This window comes from Rhodococcus sp. MS16 (assembly GCF_013277795.1).
Lineage (GTDB): Bacteria > Actinomycetota > Actinomycetes > Mycobacteriales > Mycobacteriaceae > Rhodococcus_F > Rhodococcus_F globerula.
In genome coordinates this window covers 199,667-218,186 of record NZ_VBTM01000009.1, presented here as the reverse complement: position 1 = coordinate 218,186, position 18,520 = coordinate 199,667, and the positions used below count along the sequence as shown (strand labels likewise).

Below are 18,520 nucleotides of genomic sequence, written 5' to 3'. Positions count from 1 at the left end.
GTATTCACCGGGCATGACTGCCTCGAAGCGCTCGTCGTTGGATGATTTGGCAACGCAGGCCTGGATATTCGGATATCCACTGTTGATCGCGGCGGTCTCACGGGACGTGATGACGGCAACGGCGACGCCACAGGGCATGAAAGCGCCGCTCAACCAGTTTGCGTACGCGCGGGAAACCCCGGATGCGTCGTTCACGGATGTGGTCTCACCCAACGCGGACACTCTCTACTCGTCGGCGTGGTTGGACTTGCGGACCGAACCGCAGGTCTTGACGTTGCCGGACTTCGGGACGAGGTACTGGCTGGTCCCGATTCTCGACGCGTGGAGCGATGTCTTCACCGTGCCCGGTTCCCGCACAGTAGGCCGCACCGGTGGACCGTACGTCGTGGCGGGTCCGACATGGAAAGGCGAAGTGCCGCGGGGTACGACGCTTCTCCGCTCGCCGACGGCGATGAATTGGATAGTGGCGCGCTACGCCACATCGGGCGGCACCGACCTCGCCGCAGTACACACGTTGCAGGACGGAACCCGGCTGACACCACTGTCGCAGTGGACGGACAACAAGGCGGGATACACGGCGCCCGAAGGCTCGCTCGACCCGACAGTCGATACGTTCACACCCCCGGTCGACCAGGTTGCCGCGATGGACGGACAGGCGTTCTTCACCGCACTCGACGCGCTACTCGACGACAATCCACCGCGTCCCGAGGATTCCGAGATCATGAAGCAGCTCGGCGACATAGGAATCGGCTCGGGACTCGCGTGGACGTCGCGGCCACCCGAAGTGCGCGACGCATTGGACCGCGCCGCACGCAGCGGCATGGATCTGCTGCACACTATCGCGGCCGACGCCGAAAGTTCCCCGAAGAACGGCTGGACCATGCACCGTGGGTTGGGGCACTACGGAACGCATTATGCGCAGCGGGCTTTGATCGTATGGCTGGGATTCGGCGCCAACCTCGACGCGGACGCCGTGTACCCGCATGCCACCACTGACATCGACGGCAACGCCCTGACCGGGGAGAAGAACTACGTACTGCACTTCGACGAGGACGAGCTTCCGCCGGTCGAAGGTTTCTGGTCGCTGACAATGATGAACGAGCGACAGTTCTTCGTGGACAATCCGATTGATCGATACGCCATCGGTGACCGAAGTGACCTGGGGTTCGAGGACGACGGCTCCCTGAATATCTACATTCAGCACGAGTCTCCCGGCGGCTCGAAGGAAAAGAACTGGTTACCCAGCCCGGCAGACGGATTCAACGTATTCTTGCGACTGTATTGGCCCAAGGCTTCGGTGCTCTCGGGATCGTGGACGGCACCGGGTATTCGTCCGACGAACTGAAATGCTCGGAGGCTACTGATGGTCGCAACGAACCCGTTTGTGTTGTACGGCAAAGAGATCTGGTGGATGATCCTGGTCCGCGGAATCTTCGGCGTGATTTTCGGAATCATCGCCCTCGTGTGGCCGGGAATAACCGTGGTGGCCTTGGTCTTCGTTTTCGGTATCTACTCCATCGTGGACGGCGTGGTCACCCTGGTGCGGGCAATCCGCGACCGAGCGCATCTCAGTTCATGGGGATGGTTCGTCTTCACGGGCGTGGTCTCGGTGGCAGCCGGTGTTGTCGCATTGGTATGGCCCGGAATCACTGCGGTGGTACTGCTGTACATCATCGCGTTCTACGCCATCCTGTTCGGAATCCTGGGCGTGGTCGGATCTTTCAAGCTCAAGGGCTTGTCGGGCTCCGGGTGGGGATGGCTACTCGCCGCGTCGGTGCTGGCCGTGATCTTCGGAATAATCCTGCTCATCTTCCCTGGTGAAGGCATCATCGGGTTGACCTGGTTGCTTGGTTGGTACGCAATATTCTTCGGCATTCTGATGATCGTCGGTGCGTTCCAGATCAGGAGTCGGGCAAAGGAAGCTGGTGTTCTCTAAGCGGGTTCCCGCTCCTGTTCCCGTCCCCGCCCCGGCACCGACTGTCACAGGCAGCGAACATTGGTCGATTCCGCGCGGGCTGATCGTGCTGCTCGGCGCTGCCGCAACAGTGGTCGCGGTTGCCGGGATGAAGGGCTTCAGTGGAATTCTCGGTCCTGTATTTCTGGCCTTGATGCTGACCGTTGCCGTTCAGCCGATTCAGGATTGGGCGCAGAAGCACGGCTGGCCGAAGTGGCTCGGCATGCTCGGCGCCCTGGTCACGGTGTATTTGATCCTGATCGGCTTGGCCGCGTCGTTGGTTGTCTCGACTGCTCAATTGGCTACGATCCTGCCGGAGTACTCAGACAAGATGGGTGCGCTCCTGGACGAGGCTCGAAGTAGTCTGGCTAGCTTCGGAGTTGATACCGAGCAGATCCAAAACACGGTCAGCAGTATCGATCTCACCAAGGTTTTGGGAGTGGTCGAGACAGCTCTCGAGGGCCTACTCGGAGTGTTCTCGGACCTCGTGTTCATTTTGGCGCTACTGCTGTTCATGGCCTTCGACGGCATGAGTATCCGGTCGAGACTGCATATCCTGGCCGAAGAGCGCCCTGAAATCTCATACGCTCTTTCCACTTTTGCCAAGGGAACCCGCAAGTACCTGGTGGTGTCCACCGTCTTCGGTCTGATCGTCGCGTTGCTGGACGGCGGCGCACTGTGGTTGATGGGGATCCCTCTGCCGATTCTGTGGGCGTTGTTGTCGTTCATCACCAACTACATCCCGAACATCGGATTTGTGATCGGTGTGATCCCGCCGGCACTGCTCGGACTCCTCGAGGGCGGACCATGGTTGATGGTGTGGGTGATCGTCGTGTACTCCGTGATCAACTTCGTCATCCAGTCCATTATCCAACCCAAGTTTGTCGGCGACGCCGTTGGTCTGTCGGTGACGATGACCTTCCTCTCGCTCATCTTCTGGTCGTGGGTGTTGGGCGCGCTCGGTGCGCTGCTGGCTATTCCGCTCTCACTCCTGGTGAAAGCCGTCCTGCTCGACATCGATCCGGCAACCCGGTGGGCCGACATCCTGATCAGCGGCCCGAAAGAAGTCGCAGGGCCACCGGATTCTGTGGAGAAACCGGAAGCGGACGAGGAGCCGCCTGAAGGACAGTCACGGGTGAACGCCGAGCCAACTTCAGGTTGACGCAACCTTTCTTCGAGATTGACAGGAACTTGGCAGCTTTACTCCAGGATTACCAAAGCCTGGTGGAGTGGACTGTTTCCCAGTCGACGAAGAAAGGCCACGTCATTGGGAACGCCCGAACGATCTCTGCACACGGCTAGTTCGCTCCATGCGTTCAACCGGTACGAGATCAAGTATCTAGCCCACGAACGAGACGTTCCCGCATTGCGCGAGGAACTGAATGCACACATGGACTCCGATGTGAATTCGCCGATCGGTGGATACCCGGTGACCAGCCTGTACTACGACACACAGAGCCTTCGCTTCTACTGGGAAAAGATCGAAGGACTCAAGTTTCGCCGGAAACTCCGAATTCGCCTGTACGGTCGCCCGTCCGACGCAGTTGACGAGACGCCTGTGTACGTCGAGATCAAGCAACGGGTCAATCGTGTGACTCAGAAGCGGCGCGTTCAGGTTTCCTACGATGTTGCGCGGCAATTGTGTGACGGCCGACGCGACATCGACGTGGACAGAACGGCGCAGCCCTTTGTCAACGAAGTGTCCACGCTGATCGGCAATCTCGACCTCCGGCCGTCGGTCACGACCGGATATCTGCGTGAAGCGTTTGTCGGTATCGACGCCGACCTCGGCTTGCGGGTGACCATCGATCACAAAATTCACGGCCGAGATCGCGACTTCCACTTCGCGGCCGAAGCGCAGAATCGCTTCATCATTCCACCGCACCTGTGCATCGTGGAGATCAAAGCCAATGAGCGTGTGCCTTATTGGGTTACGGATATGGCAGCACGGATGGACATGTCCGTCGTGCGAATCTCCAAATACTGCCAGAGCGTCGAAGCCTTCGGGATGGCGCCGCGCTCGCGCCTGCATGCCCGTGAAGAACTGCTCACGCCCTCGATTCCATTCGAGAGCTCCCTCGTCACATCAGGACTGTAAATGAATTTCGATCTACAAGATCTCAGCGGCACCTTTTCGACCTTCGACATCATTGTCTCGCTTGCACTTTCCTTCGTGCTGTCCGCGACCATCGGCTACGTGTACCGATTGACGCACAAGAACGTTTCGTACAGTCAGTCGTACGTGCAGACATTGGTGATGGTGGGCATGGTCATCAGCCTCATCATGCTGGTTGTCGGATCGAACGTCGCACGGGCGTTTGCGCTCGTTGGCGCGCTCTCCGTGGTGCGATTTCGCAACGCGATCAAGGAAACTCGCGACGTGGGCTTCATCTTCCTCGTCATGGCAATCGGAATGACCACGGGTACAAGGTTTTACCTCCTGGCAATTGCCGCAACCATCGCCATCTGCCTGGTCTTGGTCCTGATGAGCAAATTCAACATGTTCAAGCTCGACGTGCAACGTCAGGTAGTGAAGATCCAGGTTCCCCCGGAGCCCGGATACACCGCACTGGTCGAAGACATTCTGATCGATTACACCAAGGAATTCGAACTGGTTTCCACCGAATCGGTACGTTCGGGCGCACTCACCGAGTTGTACTACACCGCGCAACTGAAGCCGGGTAAGAAACCCGCAGAACTGATCTCGGCACTCAGCGGCGTCAACGCCGGCCAGCGAGTCACAGTCCTGACCGGTTACGACCAGACTGATATCTGATGGGCGAGGATGCAGCGCCGGTTGCACCCCGTAGGCGGCTGATCCGCAGGGTGCCAACGCCTCTGCGTCAGCATTGGAAGTTGGCTGCTGCGTTCATCGCGTTTGTGGCTGTGCTTGCCGGCGTATTCGGTCAGACTCGGGTGCGTCCGTACATAACCGGCGACGCCACGGTCATCGCGTCGCAGGTTACCGAGAACATCACGGGCTCAGTTGATTTCTTCGACACATCGGTTGAACACACCTTCAGTGTGGAGTTCAGCGAATCCGACTACGACAAGATGATCGATGCTTACGCAACCGACGGTGAGAAGGAGTGGATCGAGGCCGACATCACGATCGACGGCACCCTGGTCACCGATGTCGGCTTGCGACTGAAAGGTAACTCCACGCTTCGTGGCCTGAGTAGTACTGAATCCGGCGGACGCGGGATGCAAATCCCGGACGGTGTAGTGGTTCCTGATGGAGCAGTAGTTCCTGATGGAGCAGTAGTTCCTGACGGTGCGGTGATACCTGATGGCGCAGCCGCACCCGAGTGGGGTGGCGGGGGCGGCGGCATGGTCAGCCTGTCAGCCGATGATCCGGCGTCCCTGCCTTTCCTGATCAGCTTTGACAAGAATGTGTCCGGGCGGGCCTACCAAGGTATGACGCAGCTGTCGATTCGGCCGGGAAGCCCAGTGCTGAACGAGGCGATGGCGCTGTCGCTCACCGCTGAATCCGGCCAGCCAACACAGCGATACAGCTATGCGGGGTACTCGGTGAACGGCTCCGAAACCCAGACGCGGTTGATACTCGAGCATCCAGACGAGGGCTATGCGAACTCACTGTTCGACAGTGACGGAGTGCTCTACAAGGCCGATGCCAACTCGAGCTTCACCTATCAAGGTGACGACCAGACGACCTACGTCGACCAGTTCAAGCAGATCAATGCTGAAGGTTCGCAGGACCTTCAGCCGATCATCAGCTTCCTGAAGTGGCTGGATTCGGCGACCGACGAGCAGTTCGACTCAGAACTCGCAAACTGGGTCGACGTCGATTCCTTCGCCAGATACGTTGCGACGCAGAATCTTCTGGTGAACGGTGATGACATGGCGGGGCCGGGCAAGAACTACTATCTGTGGTACGACCTCGAGTCGAAGAAAATCTCCGTCGTTGCGTGGGATCTCAACATGGCGCTGAGCGGTAATTCCGAAGCGGGACCGCATGATTCGATCAGCATGGGAGGTGGCGGTATGCGCGGCGGCGCTCAGCAAGGAGCCGCGACGGACGGCGCCGCACCGCAGGGCGCAATGACAGAAGGCGCAATGCCCCCCGGCCGTGCAGCGCGTGGTGCAGGACAGATGGACGCGGGACAGATGGGCACGGGAGAGTCGGCTGCTGGACAGGAAGGCGCCGAGCAGGCGCCCGGCGGGGCCATGGGCGGGGGCATGGGCGGCGGAATGGGAGGCAACCAACTGAAGGAACGGTTCCTCGCGTCGACGGCCTTCACCGAGACCTGTGACACGGCGTACCGCGAACTGTACGAGCAGCTCTTCTCGAGTGGCCGCGCGCTGGGAATTCTGGACGATGTCGCGTCGTCGATTCCGCTCAGTGACGGTTTGACGGAGGAGGCTCTTGCCGCCGAGGTAGAGACGATGAGGACGCGGTTGCAGGCCAGGACGGATGCGCTGGCGGACGATCCGGTGATCGCCGGCTGAGGTAACTCTCAGTATTTCTACAAGATCGCCATCTATCGTCTCGGCCATGAGCACCGCGAACAACACCGAGAACACCCACCGCCAGCCGTCGCTACTTGGTCGACGGCTGGCGGTGGGTGGTTTGGCAGCTGTTGTGGTGGGTGCGGTGGCCGGTACGGGCTGGGTGTGGTTCTCGGGCAGCGAGAACAACTCGCGGGCAGTTGCGATAGTCAACACCGATGCCGGAACCATGCTGGACGGAGAGGAACTACGCGCCGGTGACACGCTGGTCGAGACACTGAGCGCGAGTGAAGACTTCGAATTCCACGTCGTGGACAGCCCCGGCGGTAACTATTTTGCGACCCTCACCGTGCCGGAGAATTTCAGTGAGTCGGTTGCCTCGATGCTGGGCCCGGATCCGCAGCAGGCAAGCATCGACCTCGAGGTTCAGGGCGCTGACGGAGCGCAGGCGGTGGCGCTGACCAGCGCGGTGTCGGCGCAGGTCAGTGCCGACGGTATCAAGGGTTTGATGTCACAGACGTCCGCTGCTCGTCGGGCATTCGATCAGAATCTGGTGACCGCGCAGATGCTGGTAGCGGGAACAGCCGGCGCCGAGAAGTCGATCGACCAGGTGAAGGCCGGGGCAGACACGATCCTGCCGTACCTGGAAACAGCGCGCGCGGGTTCGTTGCAGTTGACGAGTGTCGCGGAGCAGGTTTCCGGCGTCGTGGATCAGGCTGCCGGGTCGGCGGAGGAATTGGCCACGCGCGCAGACTCGCTCGGCTTGACGTTGGGTGAGGCGTCGTCGTCCACCGCAGATCTCAAGTCGCGCATCGACTCGCTGACCGGTGCGTTGAGCGGATTGCCGGTGCCGCAGGATATTACGGCGCAATTGGCGAGCGTGAGTACCGACTTGGGTGCCGTGACTGCGCAATTGAACGCGGTACCGTCCATGTTGGGTGGGTCGGTGGGCCCCGATACGGCGCTCGGCGATTTGGTGCGTACTGCCGTCGGCCAATTGCAGGGTGCCAGTGCTCAATTGAACAGCGCTGCCGGTCAATTGAGTGATGGATTGATTCCGATCGCAGACCAAGCTCCGCAGATGCTCGAAGATGTGACGACTCAGATCACTCAGGGGTTCGGGACTCTCAAGTCGGTTGCGACGTCGTTGGTGACCGGGTTGGACACCGCAAAATCCGGGCTGCCGGCGTTGACCACTCCGCAGCAGGTTCAACTGATGTCGGTGCTGTCCGATCCTGTGGCGGTGAATCAAACGCCTGCGCCGGGAAGTGGATCGGATTCGCGCACAATCGCTTTGGTGTTCGGCGTGGCGACAGCCCTTCTTGCTGGTGCCTTGCTGACGCAAACGGCGGCGCCCCTGGTGAAGGAGCGCCGCCGCGTAGAGCAAGAAGAACGTGACTAGACGATCAGGCCTGCGGTCTGCGTACGAGCGCGCTCGAAGCGTGCCGTGACGTCGTTCCAGTTCACGATGTTCCAGAATGCCTTGACGTAGTCGCCCTTGACGTTCTGGTAATCGAGGTAGAAAGCGTGCTCCCACATGTCCAGCATCAGCAGCGGCGTGAGGCCGATGGAGATGTTGCCCTGCTGATCGTAGAGCTGGACGATGACGAGGCGTGCGCCGATGGAATCCCACGCGAGGATGGACCAGCCGGAGCCCTGGATGGCGTTGGCGTTCGCGGAGAAGTGTGCGCGGAAGAGATCGAACGAACCGAAGTTGTCGTCGATCGCTGCGGCGAGTTCGCCTTCGGGCTTGTCGCCACCGTCAGCGCTGAGGTTGTTCCAGAAAACGGTGTGGTTGGTGTGGCCACCGAGGTGGAAAGCCAGGTTCTTCTCGAGCAGGTTGGCCTGCGCGGCGATGGTGTCGTTCTCGCGAGCCTCGGCCAGCTTCTCGAGTGCAGCGTTGGCGCCGGCGACGTATGCCGCGTGGTGCTTGTCGTGGTGCAGCTCCATGATCTTGCCCGAGATGTGCGGCTCGAGGGCTGCGTAGTCGTAGGGGAGTTCCGGCAGCGTGTAAACAGACACGAGGGTCCCTTCTTTGCGGGCTCCGTGAGCCCTGCTTCTTCGAGAGTATGGTGCTTGGATTGCGGATCAATCTTGGGTATCCACCCAATAACATTCGTACACGGTCTGCAACAGTTCAGCTCAGGTAGTCATTCCCTCACAATAAAGTTCGGGTAACCGAAAACTGCGTGATCTCGGACATTGGGGCATCCGGAAATTCGTCGTAAAGGTGAACGGAACCTTAAACTTGCTCGATGCCCGCACCAGTTTTTCTCCCGGAGTCATCAGAGGCGGCACCGCCTCGGGTGTACCTTCCGGGCGCTGACCTGCTGCGCGCACTCGCTGTTGCGGCGGTGATCTACTCCCACATCTCGTTCTACGTCATCGACGATCTCGGCTCCGGTTGGTGGCTGATCGACGTCGTGTACGGCGCCTTGATCGAACCGGCCCAGCTAAATCAGCACCTGTCTTTTGTCGGAGTCGCGACGTTCATGATGTTGACCGGCGCCCTGGTGACTCGGTCCGCGATACGTGATCGGCCCGGCAAATTCCTGACCAACAGATTGAGTCGACTGGTACCGGCATTCTGGGTGGCAATTGCGATAGCCATCCTGTTGGTTCGTCTCGGTATCAACGGCATGTTCAGTGGCCAGGACGGTATTTCGAATACCCAGGCGCTGATGAGTTTCTTCCTCGGCGGGTTCTTTCTCACGCCTGAAGTGGCTGTTCTCGGTGTGACCTGGACGTTGACGGTCCAATTCCTGTTCTACCTTGCCTGCGTGGCGATGCGGCCGATTCTGCGGATGCGGCCGGTCATCATGCCGCTCGGCGGGGCAGCGCTGTGTTCGCTGGTGTTGCTCTACAACATTTACGCACCGATGCCGTACACCGTTCCGATGCTCTCGAAGATCGCGGCGACACTCCCGGCGGTTTTCCTCGGACAGATCATGTACCTCGCGTGGGCGCGGCTGGCGCCGGGGCGATGGCTGATCGTCGCCGTTCTGGCGCAGATCCACGTGATCCTCGTGGCCACCGAGTTCCGCGTCTACTGGGCCGGTGAGAACTATTTGTGGACCATCACCGTCGTAGCCGCCGCGGTGGTCCTCATCGGCCGCTACGACGGCGGCCCGACGCGCTGGGCGTTCGTGAAGTGGTTGTCGACGCGGAGCTACATCATCTACCTCGTCCACACGCTGATCCTGTATCGCGTCGTCGAGAACACGACGCCGCACGTCGGTCCGACACTCGCCTTCGGCCTCTTTCTTGTTGTCACGGCGGTCGTCGCGGAATTCGGCTATCGCTGGGTCGAACTGCCAGGTGCCCGAGCCGTCACGGCATGGCGGAACAAGCGCTCACGCGTAGAATCAAAGAATGAGCTGGTACGACGACATTCTGGGGCGAGCGTCCGCACAATCCACCCTGATCAGTCCGCAGGACGCACTGCCAGGACGTGAGACCGCGATGCCAGTGCCTGCCGCGCATTACGTGAACGGGCATCCGCTGACGCCGCCGTTCCCCGAGGGGATGCAGACCGTCGTCGTCGGTATGGGTTGTTTCTGGGGTGCGGAGAAGGAGTTCTGGCAGCTTCCGGGCGTCTACAGCACCGCTGCCGGATATGCGGGCGGATACACCCCCAATCCCACGTACGAGGAAACCTGCTCGGGACGCACCGGGCACACCGAGGTAGTGCTCGTCGTCTTTGATCCGGCCGTCATTTCGTACGAGCAGATCCTGGCTCATTTCTGGGAAAACCACGATCCGACGCAGGGGATGCGTCAAGGAAACGACCAAGGTTCGCAGTATCGATCCGCGATTTTCACGACTTCCGAAGATCAGGAACAGATCGCGCACGCATCTGCACTTGCATTCGGCAAACGATTGACTGACGCCGGTTATGGCGCAATTACGACGGAAATAGGTCCGCTGCGTGATTTCTTCTATGCCGAGGACTATCACCAGCAATATCTTGCAAAAAACCCCGGCGGATATTGCCCAGTGCATGCCACGGGAGTCAGCTGCCCGGTAGGACTATTGCGCCAAGATCAGGTGCCGGCACAGACCGATATTCTTCCGCCTCACGAATAGTTGGTGTTGGAGGACACATGTGATTCCGATCGTTAATACTTGCAACTAGATCGAAATAAAGGGAATCTCGATAGTAAGAGTGTCTTGTCGAGAGAACTGAGCGCATCATGTCCGCTAGTACGCGAGCAACAGCGTCGTTGCTCCGACGCACCATTCACGTCGGCCACGACCCGATGGTCAGGCGTAGTGATCGCATCGAAGGATTCATGTCCTTCGGCTTGATCGTTCTTGCGATCCTGCTGGTGCCGTTTGCCATCTGGGCAGGCGGCGCTACGGCGGCAAGCCAGAATGCCCTGATCGCCGACCAGGCCAGGAGCACCCATTCCATCGCCGCCGTCACGACGGGCGACTCGGTCACGTCCAGTGTCGCGACCGCCGATTACATTCCTGCGAACACCGAAACAGCACCGGCTCAGTGGAACTGGAACGGACAGGTTCATCGCGAAGACATCACCGTCGACGAGACCACGCCTGCCGGCACTTCCGTCGACATCTACGTCGACAACAACGGTGACAAAACCATTGCCCCGATCACGCAGAGCGCAGCTGACGTAGCCGCGGTTGTGACCGGAATCTTCACGTGGTTCAGCATCATGTCGCTGCTGACCATCGGTTTCATGCTGATTCGGGTATGGCTCGACCGTAGCCGCGACGCACAGTGGGACCGGGACCTGCGCGCATTCCTCGACGCGAACAGTTAGGGGCTTCGCCCCCTGTGCGCCTTTTTGGTAGTGGGCGCTACCAAAAAGGCGCACAGGCCGAAGGCCTACGCCAACTGCGGCATGACCTCGCTCGCCACCAGTTCGAGATGATCCAGATCGCTCAGATCAAGCGTCTGCAGGTACATACGCTCTGAACCGGCCTCGGCAAATGCTCCGAGTTTGTCCACCAACTCCGACGGCGTTCCCGCCAAGCCGTTTTCACGCAGTTCGGCTACCTCGCGGCCGATGGCAGCAGCTCGCTTGGCGATTTCCGCCTCGTCACGTCCACAACACAAGACCAGTGCGTTGGAATACGTCAGCTCGCTCGGGTCCCGGTTGATATCGACACAGGCCTGACGAACGCGTCCGAAGATCTCCTTGGTGTCGCCCGCGGACTGGAACGGGATATTGAACTCACTGGCGTACCGCGCGGCCAAGGCCGGTGTCTTCTTCTTACCGACGCCGCCCATCAGAATGGGCGGTCCGCCGGCCTGGTGCGGCTTCGGCAATGCCGGAGAATTCTTGATCTGCACGTGCTTACCGTCGTAGTCGAACTGCTCGCCGACGGGAGTGCGCCACAAGCCCGTCACCACGTCGAGGGTTTCCTCGAGCAGTTCGAAGCGGTCCTTCAGCGCCGGGAACGGAATCCCGTACGCCTCATGCTCCTTTTCGTACCAGCCGGCGCCGATACCGAAGTCGACGCGGCCGCCACTCATCTGGTCTACCTGCGCGACGGAGATGGCAAGCGGGCCGGCGTACCGGAACGTTGCCGACGTCACGAGCGTGCCGAGGCGGATCGTCGACGTCTCGCGGGCAATGCCCGCAAGCGTGATCCACGCGTCGGTCGGTCCGGGAAGGCCGTCGGAATTCATGGCCAGATAGTGATCGGAACGGAAGAACGCTCCGTACCCGAGCTTTTCGGCCGTCTGGGCCACCGCGAGTAGTTGTTCGTAAGTAGCGCCCTGTTGGGGTTCGGTGAAGATACGTAGATCCATGCGCTCAACTCTGCCATTGCGGGTGCGTCAGGGCAGCGCGGGAACAACAACACCCACCTGTCCGGCGGCAAGGCACAGTGACAGTCCTGGGGTCCGCGGCGATACCTTGACGGTTGTGCCGTCGCCGACAACCTGCACGAATGCCGAGTGCAAGCCCTGCTTCACGGGAACGGCGACCGCGTCACCGGTGGTCAAGGACACGTCGATCGTTCCGTCTGCGCTCGCGAGATAGTTGAGCTGAACTGTCCAATCCCAGACGGCCAACGGTCCGTCCAACGTCAGTTCTGTCGGGCCGTCGACACGTGTTCCGCACTGCGGTTCCGTGCCCTCGAGAATCCGTCGCGTGAACGTGACTTCGCCGTCGACGACAGTGCCGTTGTCGTTGATCAGTCGCAGAATCGGTGTACTGGAACCAAATTCGGGTCGATCGGGCAGTGGGCCGAGTACCTGGGAAGCCATGTTGTTCGGGTTGGTGAAAGGAAGGAGAACCCAGATCGAGACCGGCTGATCGAGCAGCGGCGCATCCGTGTTCTGCGCCAACGACACCCGGGCATTCTGAAGATAGTCACGGGTCGGGCTTTCTCGCCAGACGTTCACGAACGAGAATGTCGAGACCAGGGAACTGACGACAAACAGAACCGAAAGACCCACGGCAATAGCGCGGATCGGCACCGTGGTGTGGGAGTCGGTGTGGGAGTCGGTGTGGGAGTCGACGCGGGGTTCGACCCGGGGTGGCGCCGCGAAGTAGAGCGCAATCGCGAGGGCGAACACTGTGGCCGAATCCGTGAAATACCGCAGGGTCTGAGCCAATTCGTACGTCGTGCCCTCGGCGGTGCGGGTGGCGGTCATCGCGGCAACCGACACCAGGAAATACAGAGCAGCGCAGATCCAGATCCAGGCAGCGCCTTGTCGGGAGCGCACGGTGAGCATGAGTGCGGTGAGAAGCATGATCCAGGCGGCAATGACCAGGAACATCGGGGGATTCGCCCACGCGGGACCCGGAATCCATCGCTCCCACTGCCACGGCCCACCCAACAAAGTCGGGAGCATTCCCAAGGAAGTTCCGTGGTGCAGCAGGGCCGTGGACATGCTGCGACCGTTGCCCGTCACCGGCGACTCGACGGTGAACAGGTACACCGGAATCCAGATCGCGAGCACAACGGCGCACGGAATCCACAGGGCCTTGGCTTTTTTCGCAGCTGTGCGAATCGGCGACGCGTCGGACTGCGTGCGCAGATACAAGACGACGAACACGAGCGCCACAAACGGCACGAGTACCGACTTCTCGAAGAACAGCAACGAGACCACAAAAACTGCTGTCCCCGAGGCGGCATAGCGCCGTCGGCCGGTCCGCACGAGTTGTATCGCGTCGCCGCACACCCAGGCGAGAGCAATCTGCAGGGGAAGCGCATTGAGCGCCGCCGACCACCAGGCAAATGCGGGCAGAGTGAGCGGGATGAACAGATAGCCGAGCAACGGAATCAGCAGCGCCGGACGCCATCCGAGCACCAGTCTGAGCGTGCGGAGCAGCGCGAGTGATGCCAACGCCTGACCGAGGACAAGCAGCATCACCGGAAGAGCCCACTGGTACGGGGCAATTCGCGTCACGAGGCCCGTCAGGAAGAAGGCTGCCGGCATGAAGTGACCGTCGTGGTCGTAGAGCAGCAGTTCGCTCGAGAAGAGGGGGAAGCGAGCTCCGCGTCCGATCAGGATGAGATCGTCCCAGTAGAAGTAGTTCTGCGATGCCACGCACGTTCGAATACCGAGTGCGATCGCGATCGACGCGAGTGCGATCGGCAAAACGTACCTGGCAGTGGGCTTGGTCATCGGGAGAGCTTCGGCATCGGAGGAGTCATCGCCTGGCAATGCTGCCAGGTGCCGTCCCACAGTGCTGCCAGGTGCCGCGTGAACGGATTGTCCGGTGGACTCCGGCTGCGAATTCACAGGGAATTCGCCCGCTTGTCAAATTCATCCTCGAGCCTGTGCATCGTTCGCTAACACCTGTCAGTAAACCCACAACCCATGAGCCCTGACCTGTGGATAAAGGTCTGTGGATTCATCCCAAGCTGGGGATGAACCTGTGGATAGTGTGGATAACTCGAGTTTTTCGGTGTCGCAGGTCACATTATCGGCACAAAGTTGTACCTGGAGATGAAGTTCAGGTTACGGAACAGCTCCGAAACCATTTGCTGCCGTTACCGATACGGCGTGACAGAATCGAGCGTGTGAACCAGCTACAGGTCTGCGCACGGTGCGCCGCACGATGGCCCGTCGTCGGTCCGGCGGGTAGATGGTGTCCCCGCTGCGGCGGTGTCCTCCTCATGCCGGTCCGCACCGACGTGTATCTGCCCCCCTCCCGTCGCGGCTTCCGGTGGATCGCCCGCAACCCCGGGGAACCACGTGGCGTCGGAGATCCGCAACCGCCCCGCGCCGACCCGTCGACGCCCCGATACGACGCCGTCCCGACGTGGGGACTCACCGACGTCGTCGACACCAGCCCAGCCGAGGAGTCTCGCGCCGACCGGATGGCCGATCGCGTCGGCTCGTTGCTCACCATTGCGGCAGTTCTGTACGGACTGGCCGTCTTCGCGGAACTCGGCCGCTACGCGATCCTGGTGTACAACCAGACCCGTCTGGTCCCACAACTGTTGTTGCGGCTGTCGGACGCCGCCGTCTACTTCACGCAGCTCGGTGGGCTGCTTACGGCTGTCCTCGCCGCCGTGGCCGCGGTGTGTTGGCTGCTACGTGCGCGCCGCGACCTGTACGCGCGGGAAAAGCGCGCTGATCCGCGCTCACGCGGTGAAATCCTGGTCGGCTGCGCCGTGCCGGTCCTCAATCTCGTGATGCCGCCCCTATATCTACTCGAACTCGTGCGCCGCGACCCGCGTGGCATCCGGCTCGTCAAGATCTGGTGGGGGTTCTGGGCGTTCAGTGGCTTCCTCCTTGTCGTGAACGCGTATTGGCGCTCGCGACCCGGCCTCCAGGCAATGGCCGACGGAGTGCTCCTCTCGGCCTTCATCGCGTTGATCGCCGCTGCCACCGCTGCGCTCCTGCTGGTGGTGATTCGGCGTATCGAGCACAAGGATTGGCGAGGCGAACCGGACACCGCGACCAGATGGGTGCCGGTTCCACGATCGGTGCTTGAAAATGCCGTGCCGGAAAAAGCAGCCGCTCAGTGAGCCCGGATCGCCGAGGCCCGCTTGTCGTAGCGCATCGAGGCGCGTCGGCTGCGCGGCCGGAACACACGCTTGCCGCTTACGAGCTTGCCCTCGAAGAGGGGGCAGACGGGCTCGAGTGCGATGTCCGGCTCACCCGCGACGGCCACCTGGTCTGTGTCCACGACCGCAAGGTCGACCGCACGTCCAGCGGCACCGGCATCGTCAGCGAGATGACTCTCGATTCCCTGACCGCACTCGACTTCGGATCAACCGGCGAGCCCGCAGATCTGCTGACCCTGACCGAACTCATCACTTTGGCGCTGGATTTCTCGCGTCCGGTGAAACTGTTCATCGAAACCAAACACCCCGTGCGGTACGGCGGACTGGTCGAAGCGAAGCTCCTCGCCGAACTGCACCGCTTCGGCATAGCGTCGCCGCCGTCCGCGGATCATTCCCGGGCCGTCGTGATGTCCTTCTCGGCCAGCGCGGTGTGGCGTGTGCGCCGAGCAGCCCCCCTTCTACCGACGGTCCTTCTCGGCGACGCGTCGCGGTATCTCGGCGGCGGAGCGTCGACGGCTGTTGGTGCGACCGCGATCGGCCCGTCCGTCAAGGCGCTGCGAGAGCATCCCGATCTTGTGGACCGCGCTGCTGCGGCCGGACGCGCTACCTACTGCTGGACCGTCGACGACAAGGCGGATGTGGACCTGTGCCGTGAGCTCGGGGTCAGTTGGGTGGCCACAAACCATCCCGGACGCACCAAGCAATGGCTGGGCAGTGCTTGATCGCGGGTGATCCCGTGTAGTTTTGCCCTCGTGGCTAAGAAGAGCAAGAGAAACAGTGGACCGAAGGTAGACAGTGGGCGCGCAGCGAAGCTCGCAGCCCGCCAAGCAGAGCGTGACGCCGCATCAGGCGCGGTCAACCGCCCGTTCGAAGGCCTCGCGGCAGAGTGCGACCTGGTTGCCATGCGCGAATTCGTTCCTTCGGCCACGGCTCCGCTGCCCGTCATCGGCTCGGATCGTCCCGTCACCGTCGCGACGGTTCTTCCCGGCGCTGTTGCCGCTCTCGTCCGCAACGAGGGTGAGACGGCAACCGGATTTGTCGGTGTTCAGGTTCAGGCTCACTCCGCAGATCTGGGCGCAGACCTCGCCGCATCCGTGACGTGGGTTGCCGACGCAGCCCCCGGCGACGCGCTCCCCGCTGCCGATCCCGCCGAGGACACCCCGGCTGTCACCGCTGTCGTCGATCCCGCCGCACTGCTCGACATCACCGTCTACCAGGACTTCAACTGGTGGATCCCCGAAGGTACCGAAACGGATGCCCAGGTCAAGGCCACCGTTGAGCAGGCCAACGCGGCAATCATGCCGTCGGCTCGCCTCGAAGGTGACGGCCTCGTCGCAGCCTGGTGGGTAGACGCCGGAGAGAAGGCGCACCTGCGTTGGGTTCGCCCCGAAAGCGAAGACGATCTGATGCTTGCACTGGCGCGCGTTCACGCTGCCGGCGGACTGAACCTGGGTGAGGGTTCGCGTTACGCGGGATCCTTCCGCACCCACGGACTGCTGGTTCCGGTCTTCGACCTGGACCCCGAGAAGCACGCAAACGAGTGGGTTGCGGCAACGGTCGAGTTCGGCGATCGCCTGGCGCAGGCCCTGGCCGTCGACGCACCTTTGACGTCGGCCGAACTGCGTTCGCGCGACGGACTGCGTGGACGTCAGGTCACGCTGCGCTGATAGCGCTTCTATAGACGTTACGCAGGGTCACGTATAAAGTTCTACGGATGACCTTGGCGCACGACATCTCCGGTAGCGGTCCCACGCTTGTGCTCGTCCATGGCATTGTTCATCGGCGCCAGGCGTGGGATTCGCTTTTGGATCAGTTGACGCCGTATCGGCGCGTCGTCACGGTTGATCTCCCCGGCCACGGGGATTCTGCGCTGCCCGAACTCGGGACTGATGTCATGGGCCAGTTGATTGACGACGTCAGTGCATTCATCACAGAGGTGACGCCGCCGGGCGAGCGCGCCCACGTCGCCGGTAATTCTCTCGGCGGGTGGATCTCACTCTGCCTTGCGGCACGCGGCGACGTTGCTTCGGCAACGGCGCTCTCGCCGGCCGGATTTTTTGTCAATCATCTGGATCAGGTGCGCGCGATAGGCACGTTTCAGGCACTCCGAAGCACGGCCAAACTCTTCGGCGACGGATTGCCCCGCGCGTTGCAGTACAAGCTGATTCGCTATCCGGCGCTTGCCGCGTTCTTTGCGCATCCGAGTCACGTCGACTACTCCGCTGCCCTGGCCGACTGCCGTTCACTTATCTCGAATGAGCTTGTCGATCTAGGGATGGAACTCGATTTTGTGCTGCCGCCGATCGTGAATCCGGCTGTGCCCGTGACAGTTGCGTGGGGCCGACGCGACCTGATCCTGCCGGTCTATCAGGCCCAGCGCGTGAAAAAGCCCTTCCCGCAAGCAAAACTCATAGTTTTGCCTGGGGTAGGGCATGTTCCGATGACCGACTCACCCGAGCTGATCAGCTCGATTCTGCTGGCCGGCAGTGAGTTGCGGCGTTAGACGGCTCCACCGGCAACTGCGGGTGCTCCCGAAGAATCGCCAACGACGCTCATCTCACGAGACACAAAATCCTCGATGTCGAACAGGTTGGCGCCCGCACGATCCGCAATGGTGAGAAGTGTTGTCATGCTCGCAACTTCCTCGACCTGCTCCTTGAGGAACCACTGCATGAACTGCTCACCCAAGTAGTCGCCTTCCTCACGAGCGGTGCTCGCGAGCTGAACGATCTGCTCGGTGACGGACTTCTCCTGGGTGAGTGCAAGCGCAATGGCTTCCCGGACATCCTTGAAGTCGGACTTGGCGCCGTCGACACCCGTGAGTTCGACGTTGATGCTGCGATCGAGGAAGTACTGGACGATCATCATCGCGTGATTGCGCTCTTCAACGGCCTGCTTGTAGAAGTGCTTGGCAAGCTGCGGAAGATCGGCGTAGTCGAAATAAACAGCAGTTGCCGTGTACTGGTGCGAGGCGTTGAATTCGTTGCGAATCTGGTCTCGGAGGAGCGCATGGAATTTAGTCATGTGTGTGTCACCAGAAGTCATGAACCCCAAGATAGTGCAGGTCAGGGGCACTGTCATCCCAGTGCAGCCTTA

Annotated in this window: 18 protein-coding genes; 14 read left to right on the top strand and 4 right to left on the bottom strand. The window is 61.1% G+C overall.

From position 1 onward, the window contains the following. Positions 1–13: 13 nt before the first annotated feature. The 7 genes from FEZ60_RS21175 (at position 14) to FEZ60_RS21145 (ending at position 7,826) form a co-directional block, all read left to right on the top strand. Positions 14–1,345 (top strand): DUF1254 domain-containing protein, encoded by a 1,332-nt coding sequence (locus tag FEZ60_RS21175; RefSeq protein ID WP_092805502.1) that lies wholly within the window; start codon positions 14–16, stop codon positions 1,343–1,345. An 18-nt stretch (positions 1,346–1,363) separates the two neighbouring features. Beyond that, positions 1,364–1,936 carry a DUF308 domain-containing protein gene (locus tag FEZ60_RS21170; RefSeq protein WP_033235197.1) on the top strand — a complete coding sequence of 191 codons (573 nt, stop codon included), beginning with the start codon at positions 1,364–1,366 and terminating at the stop codon, positions 1,934–1,936. A 67-nt stretch (positions 1,937–2,003) separates the two neighbouring features. Further along, positions 2,004–3,116 (top strand): AI-2E family transporter, encoded by a 1,113-nt coding sequence (locus FEZ60_RS21165; RefSeq protein ID WP_346343396.1) that lies wholly within the window; start codon positions 2,004–2,006, stop codon positions 3,114–3,116. Positions 3,117–3,221: 105 nt separating this feature from the next. After that, on the top strand, positions 3,222–4,052 hold the full coding sequence (locus FEZ60_RS21160) for a polyphosphate polymerase domain-containing protein (protein ID WP_141485365.1): 831 nt from the start codon (positions 3,222–3,224) through the stop codon (positions 4,050–4,052). Further along, a complete protein-coding gene (locus FEZ60_RS21155) occupies positions 4,053–4,730 on the top strand; it encodes a DUF4956 domain-containing protein (protein ID WP_172936916.1) in 678 nt (225 codons plus the stop codon). Then, positions 4,730–6,424, top strand: a complete 1,695-nt coding sequence (locus FEZ60_RS21150) for a CotH kinase family protein (protein ID WP_172936915.1) — start codon at positions 4,730–4,732, stop codon at positions 6,422–6,424. Before FEZ60_RS21155 ends, FEZ60_RS21150 begins: the two co-directional genes overlap by 1 nt. A 46-nt stretch (positions 6,425–6,470) precedes the next feature. Then, positions 6,471–7,826, top strand: a complete 1,356-nt coding sequence (locus FEZ60_RS21145; RefSeq protein WP_172936914.1) for a hypothetical protein — start codon at positions 6,471–6,473, stop codon at positions 7,824–7,826. Here FEZ60_RS21145 and FEZ60_RS21140 read toward each other — a convergent pair. Next, positions 7,823–8,446 (bottom strand): superoxide dismutase, encoded by a 624-nt coding sequence (locus FEZ60_RS21140; protein ID WP_033235191.1) that lies wholly within the window; start codon positions 8,444–8,446, stop codon positions 7,823–7,825. The genes FEZ60_RS21145 and FEZ60_RS21140 overlap by 4 nt on opposite strands. 233 nt (positions 8,447–8,679) lie before the next feature. On the opposite strand from FEZ60_RS21140, the gene FEZ60_RS21135 reads away from it, so the two are divergent. The 3 genes from FEZ60_RS21135 to FEZ60_RS21125 all read left to right on the top strand — a co-directional run bounded on the left by FEZ60_RS21135 (position 8,680) and on the right by FEZ60_RS21125 (position 11,211). Beyond that, complete coding sequence (locus FEZ60_RS21135; RefSeq protein ID WP_172936913.1) at positions 8,680–9,879, top strand: acyltransferase; 1,200 nt, start codon at positions 8,680–8,682, stop codon at positions 9,877–9,879. Then, entirely contained in the window at positions 9,797–10,510 is a 714-nt protein-coding gene (gene msrA / locus FEZ60_RS21130; RefSeq protein WP_045066262.1) for a peptide-methionine (S)-S-oxide reductase MsrA, read from the top strand. The genes FEZ60_RS21135 and msrA overlap by 83 nt, the downstream gene beginning before the upstream one ends. 107 nt (positions 10,511–10,617) lie before the next feature. Further along, entirely contained in the window at positions 10,618–11,211 is a 594-nt protein-coding gene (locus FEZ60_RS21125) for a hypothetical protein (protein WP_233364292.1), read from the top strand. 65 nt (positions 11,212–11,276) lie between these two features. Here the strand turns inward: FEZ60_RS21125 and FEZ60_RS21120 are convergent, their stop codons facing one another. Both FEZ60_RS21120 and FEZ60_RS21115 read right to left on the bottom strand, forming a co-directional pair. Beyond that, a complete protein-coding gene (locus tag FEZ60_RS21120; protein ID WP_116103863.1) occupies positions 11,277–12,206 on the bottom strand; it encodes an LLM class F420-dependent oxidoreductase in 930 nt (309 codons plus the stop codon). A 27-nt stretch (positions 12,207–12,233) separates the two neighbouring features. After that, positions 12,234–14,033 (bottom strand): hypothetical protein, encoded by a 1,800-nt coding sequence (locus tag FEZ60_RS21115; RefSeq protein WP_172936912.1) that lies wholly within the window; start codon positions 14,031–14,033, stop codon positions 12,234–12,236. Positions 14,034–14,527: 494 nt separating this feature from the next. Here FEZ60_RS21115 and FEZ60_RS21110 point away from each other — a divergent pair, with 494 nt between their 5' ends. Genes FEZ60_RS21110 through FEZ60_RS21095 form a run of 4 tightly spaced genes read left to right on the top strand, consistent with a single transcriptional unit; the run spans position 14,528 to position 17,927 of the window. Continuing rightward, a complete protein-coding gene (locus FEZ60_RS21110) occupies positions 14,528–15,385 on the top strand; it encodes a DUF4328 domain-containing protein (protein ID WP_242484740.1) in 858 nt (285 codons plus the stop codon). After that, a complete protein-coding gene (locus tag FEZ60_RS21105) occupies positions 15,382–16,146 on the top strand; it encodes a glycerophosphodiester phosphodiesterase (protein ID WP_045066271.1) in 765 nt (254 codons plus the stop codon). Before FEZ60_RS21110 ends, FEZ60_RS21105 begins: the two co-directional genes overlap by 4 nt. A gap of 30 nt (positions 16,147–16,176) precedes the next feature. Continuing rightward, positions 16,177–17,091, top strand: a complete 915-nt coding sequence (locus tag FEZ60_RS21100; protein ID WP_033235247.1) for a DUF5926 family protein — start codon at positions 16,177–16,179, stop codon at positions 17,089–17,091. A 47-nt stretch (positions 17,092–17,138) separates the two neighbouring features. Next, positions 17,139–17,927 carry an alpha/beta fold hydrolase gene (locus FEZ60_RS21095; RefSeq protein ID WP_172936910.1) on the top strand — a complete coding sequence of 263 codons (789 nt, stop codon included), beginning with the start codon at positions 17,139–17,141 and terminating at the stop codon, positions 17,925–17,927. Here FEZ60_RS21095 and FEZ60_RS21090 read toward each other — a convergent pair. Continuing rightward, positions 17,924–18,469, bottom strand: coding sequence for a ferritin (locus FEZ60_RS21090; RefSeq protein ID WP_033235246.1), 546 nt, complete (start codon positions 18,467–18,469; stop codon positions 17,924–17,926). The two genes, FEZ60_RS21095 and FEZ60_RS21090, sit on opposite strands and share 4 nt — an antisense overlap. Between the last annotated feature and the right edge of the window lie 51 nt (positions 18,470–18,520).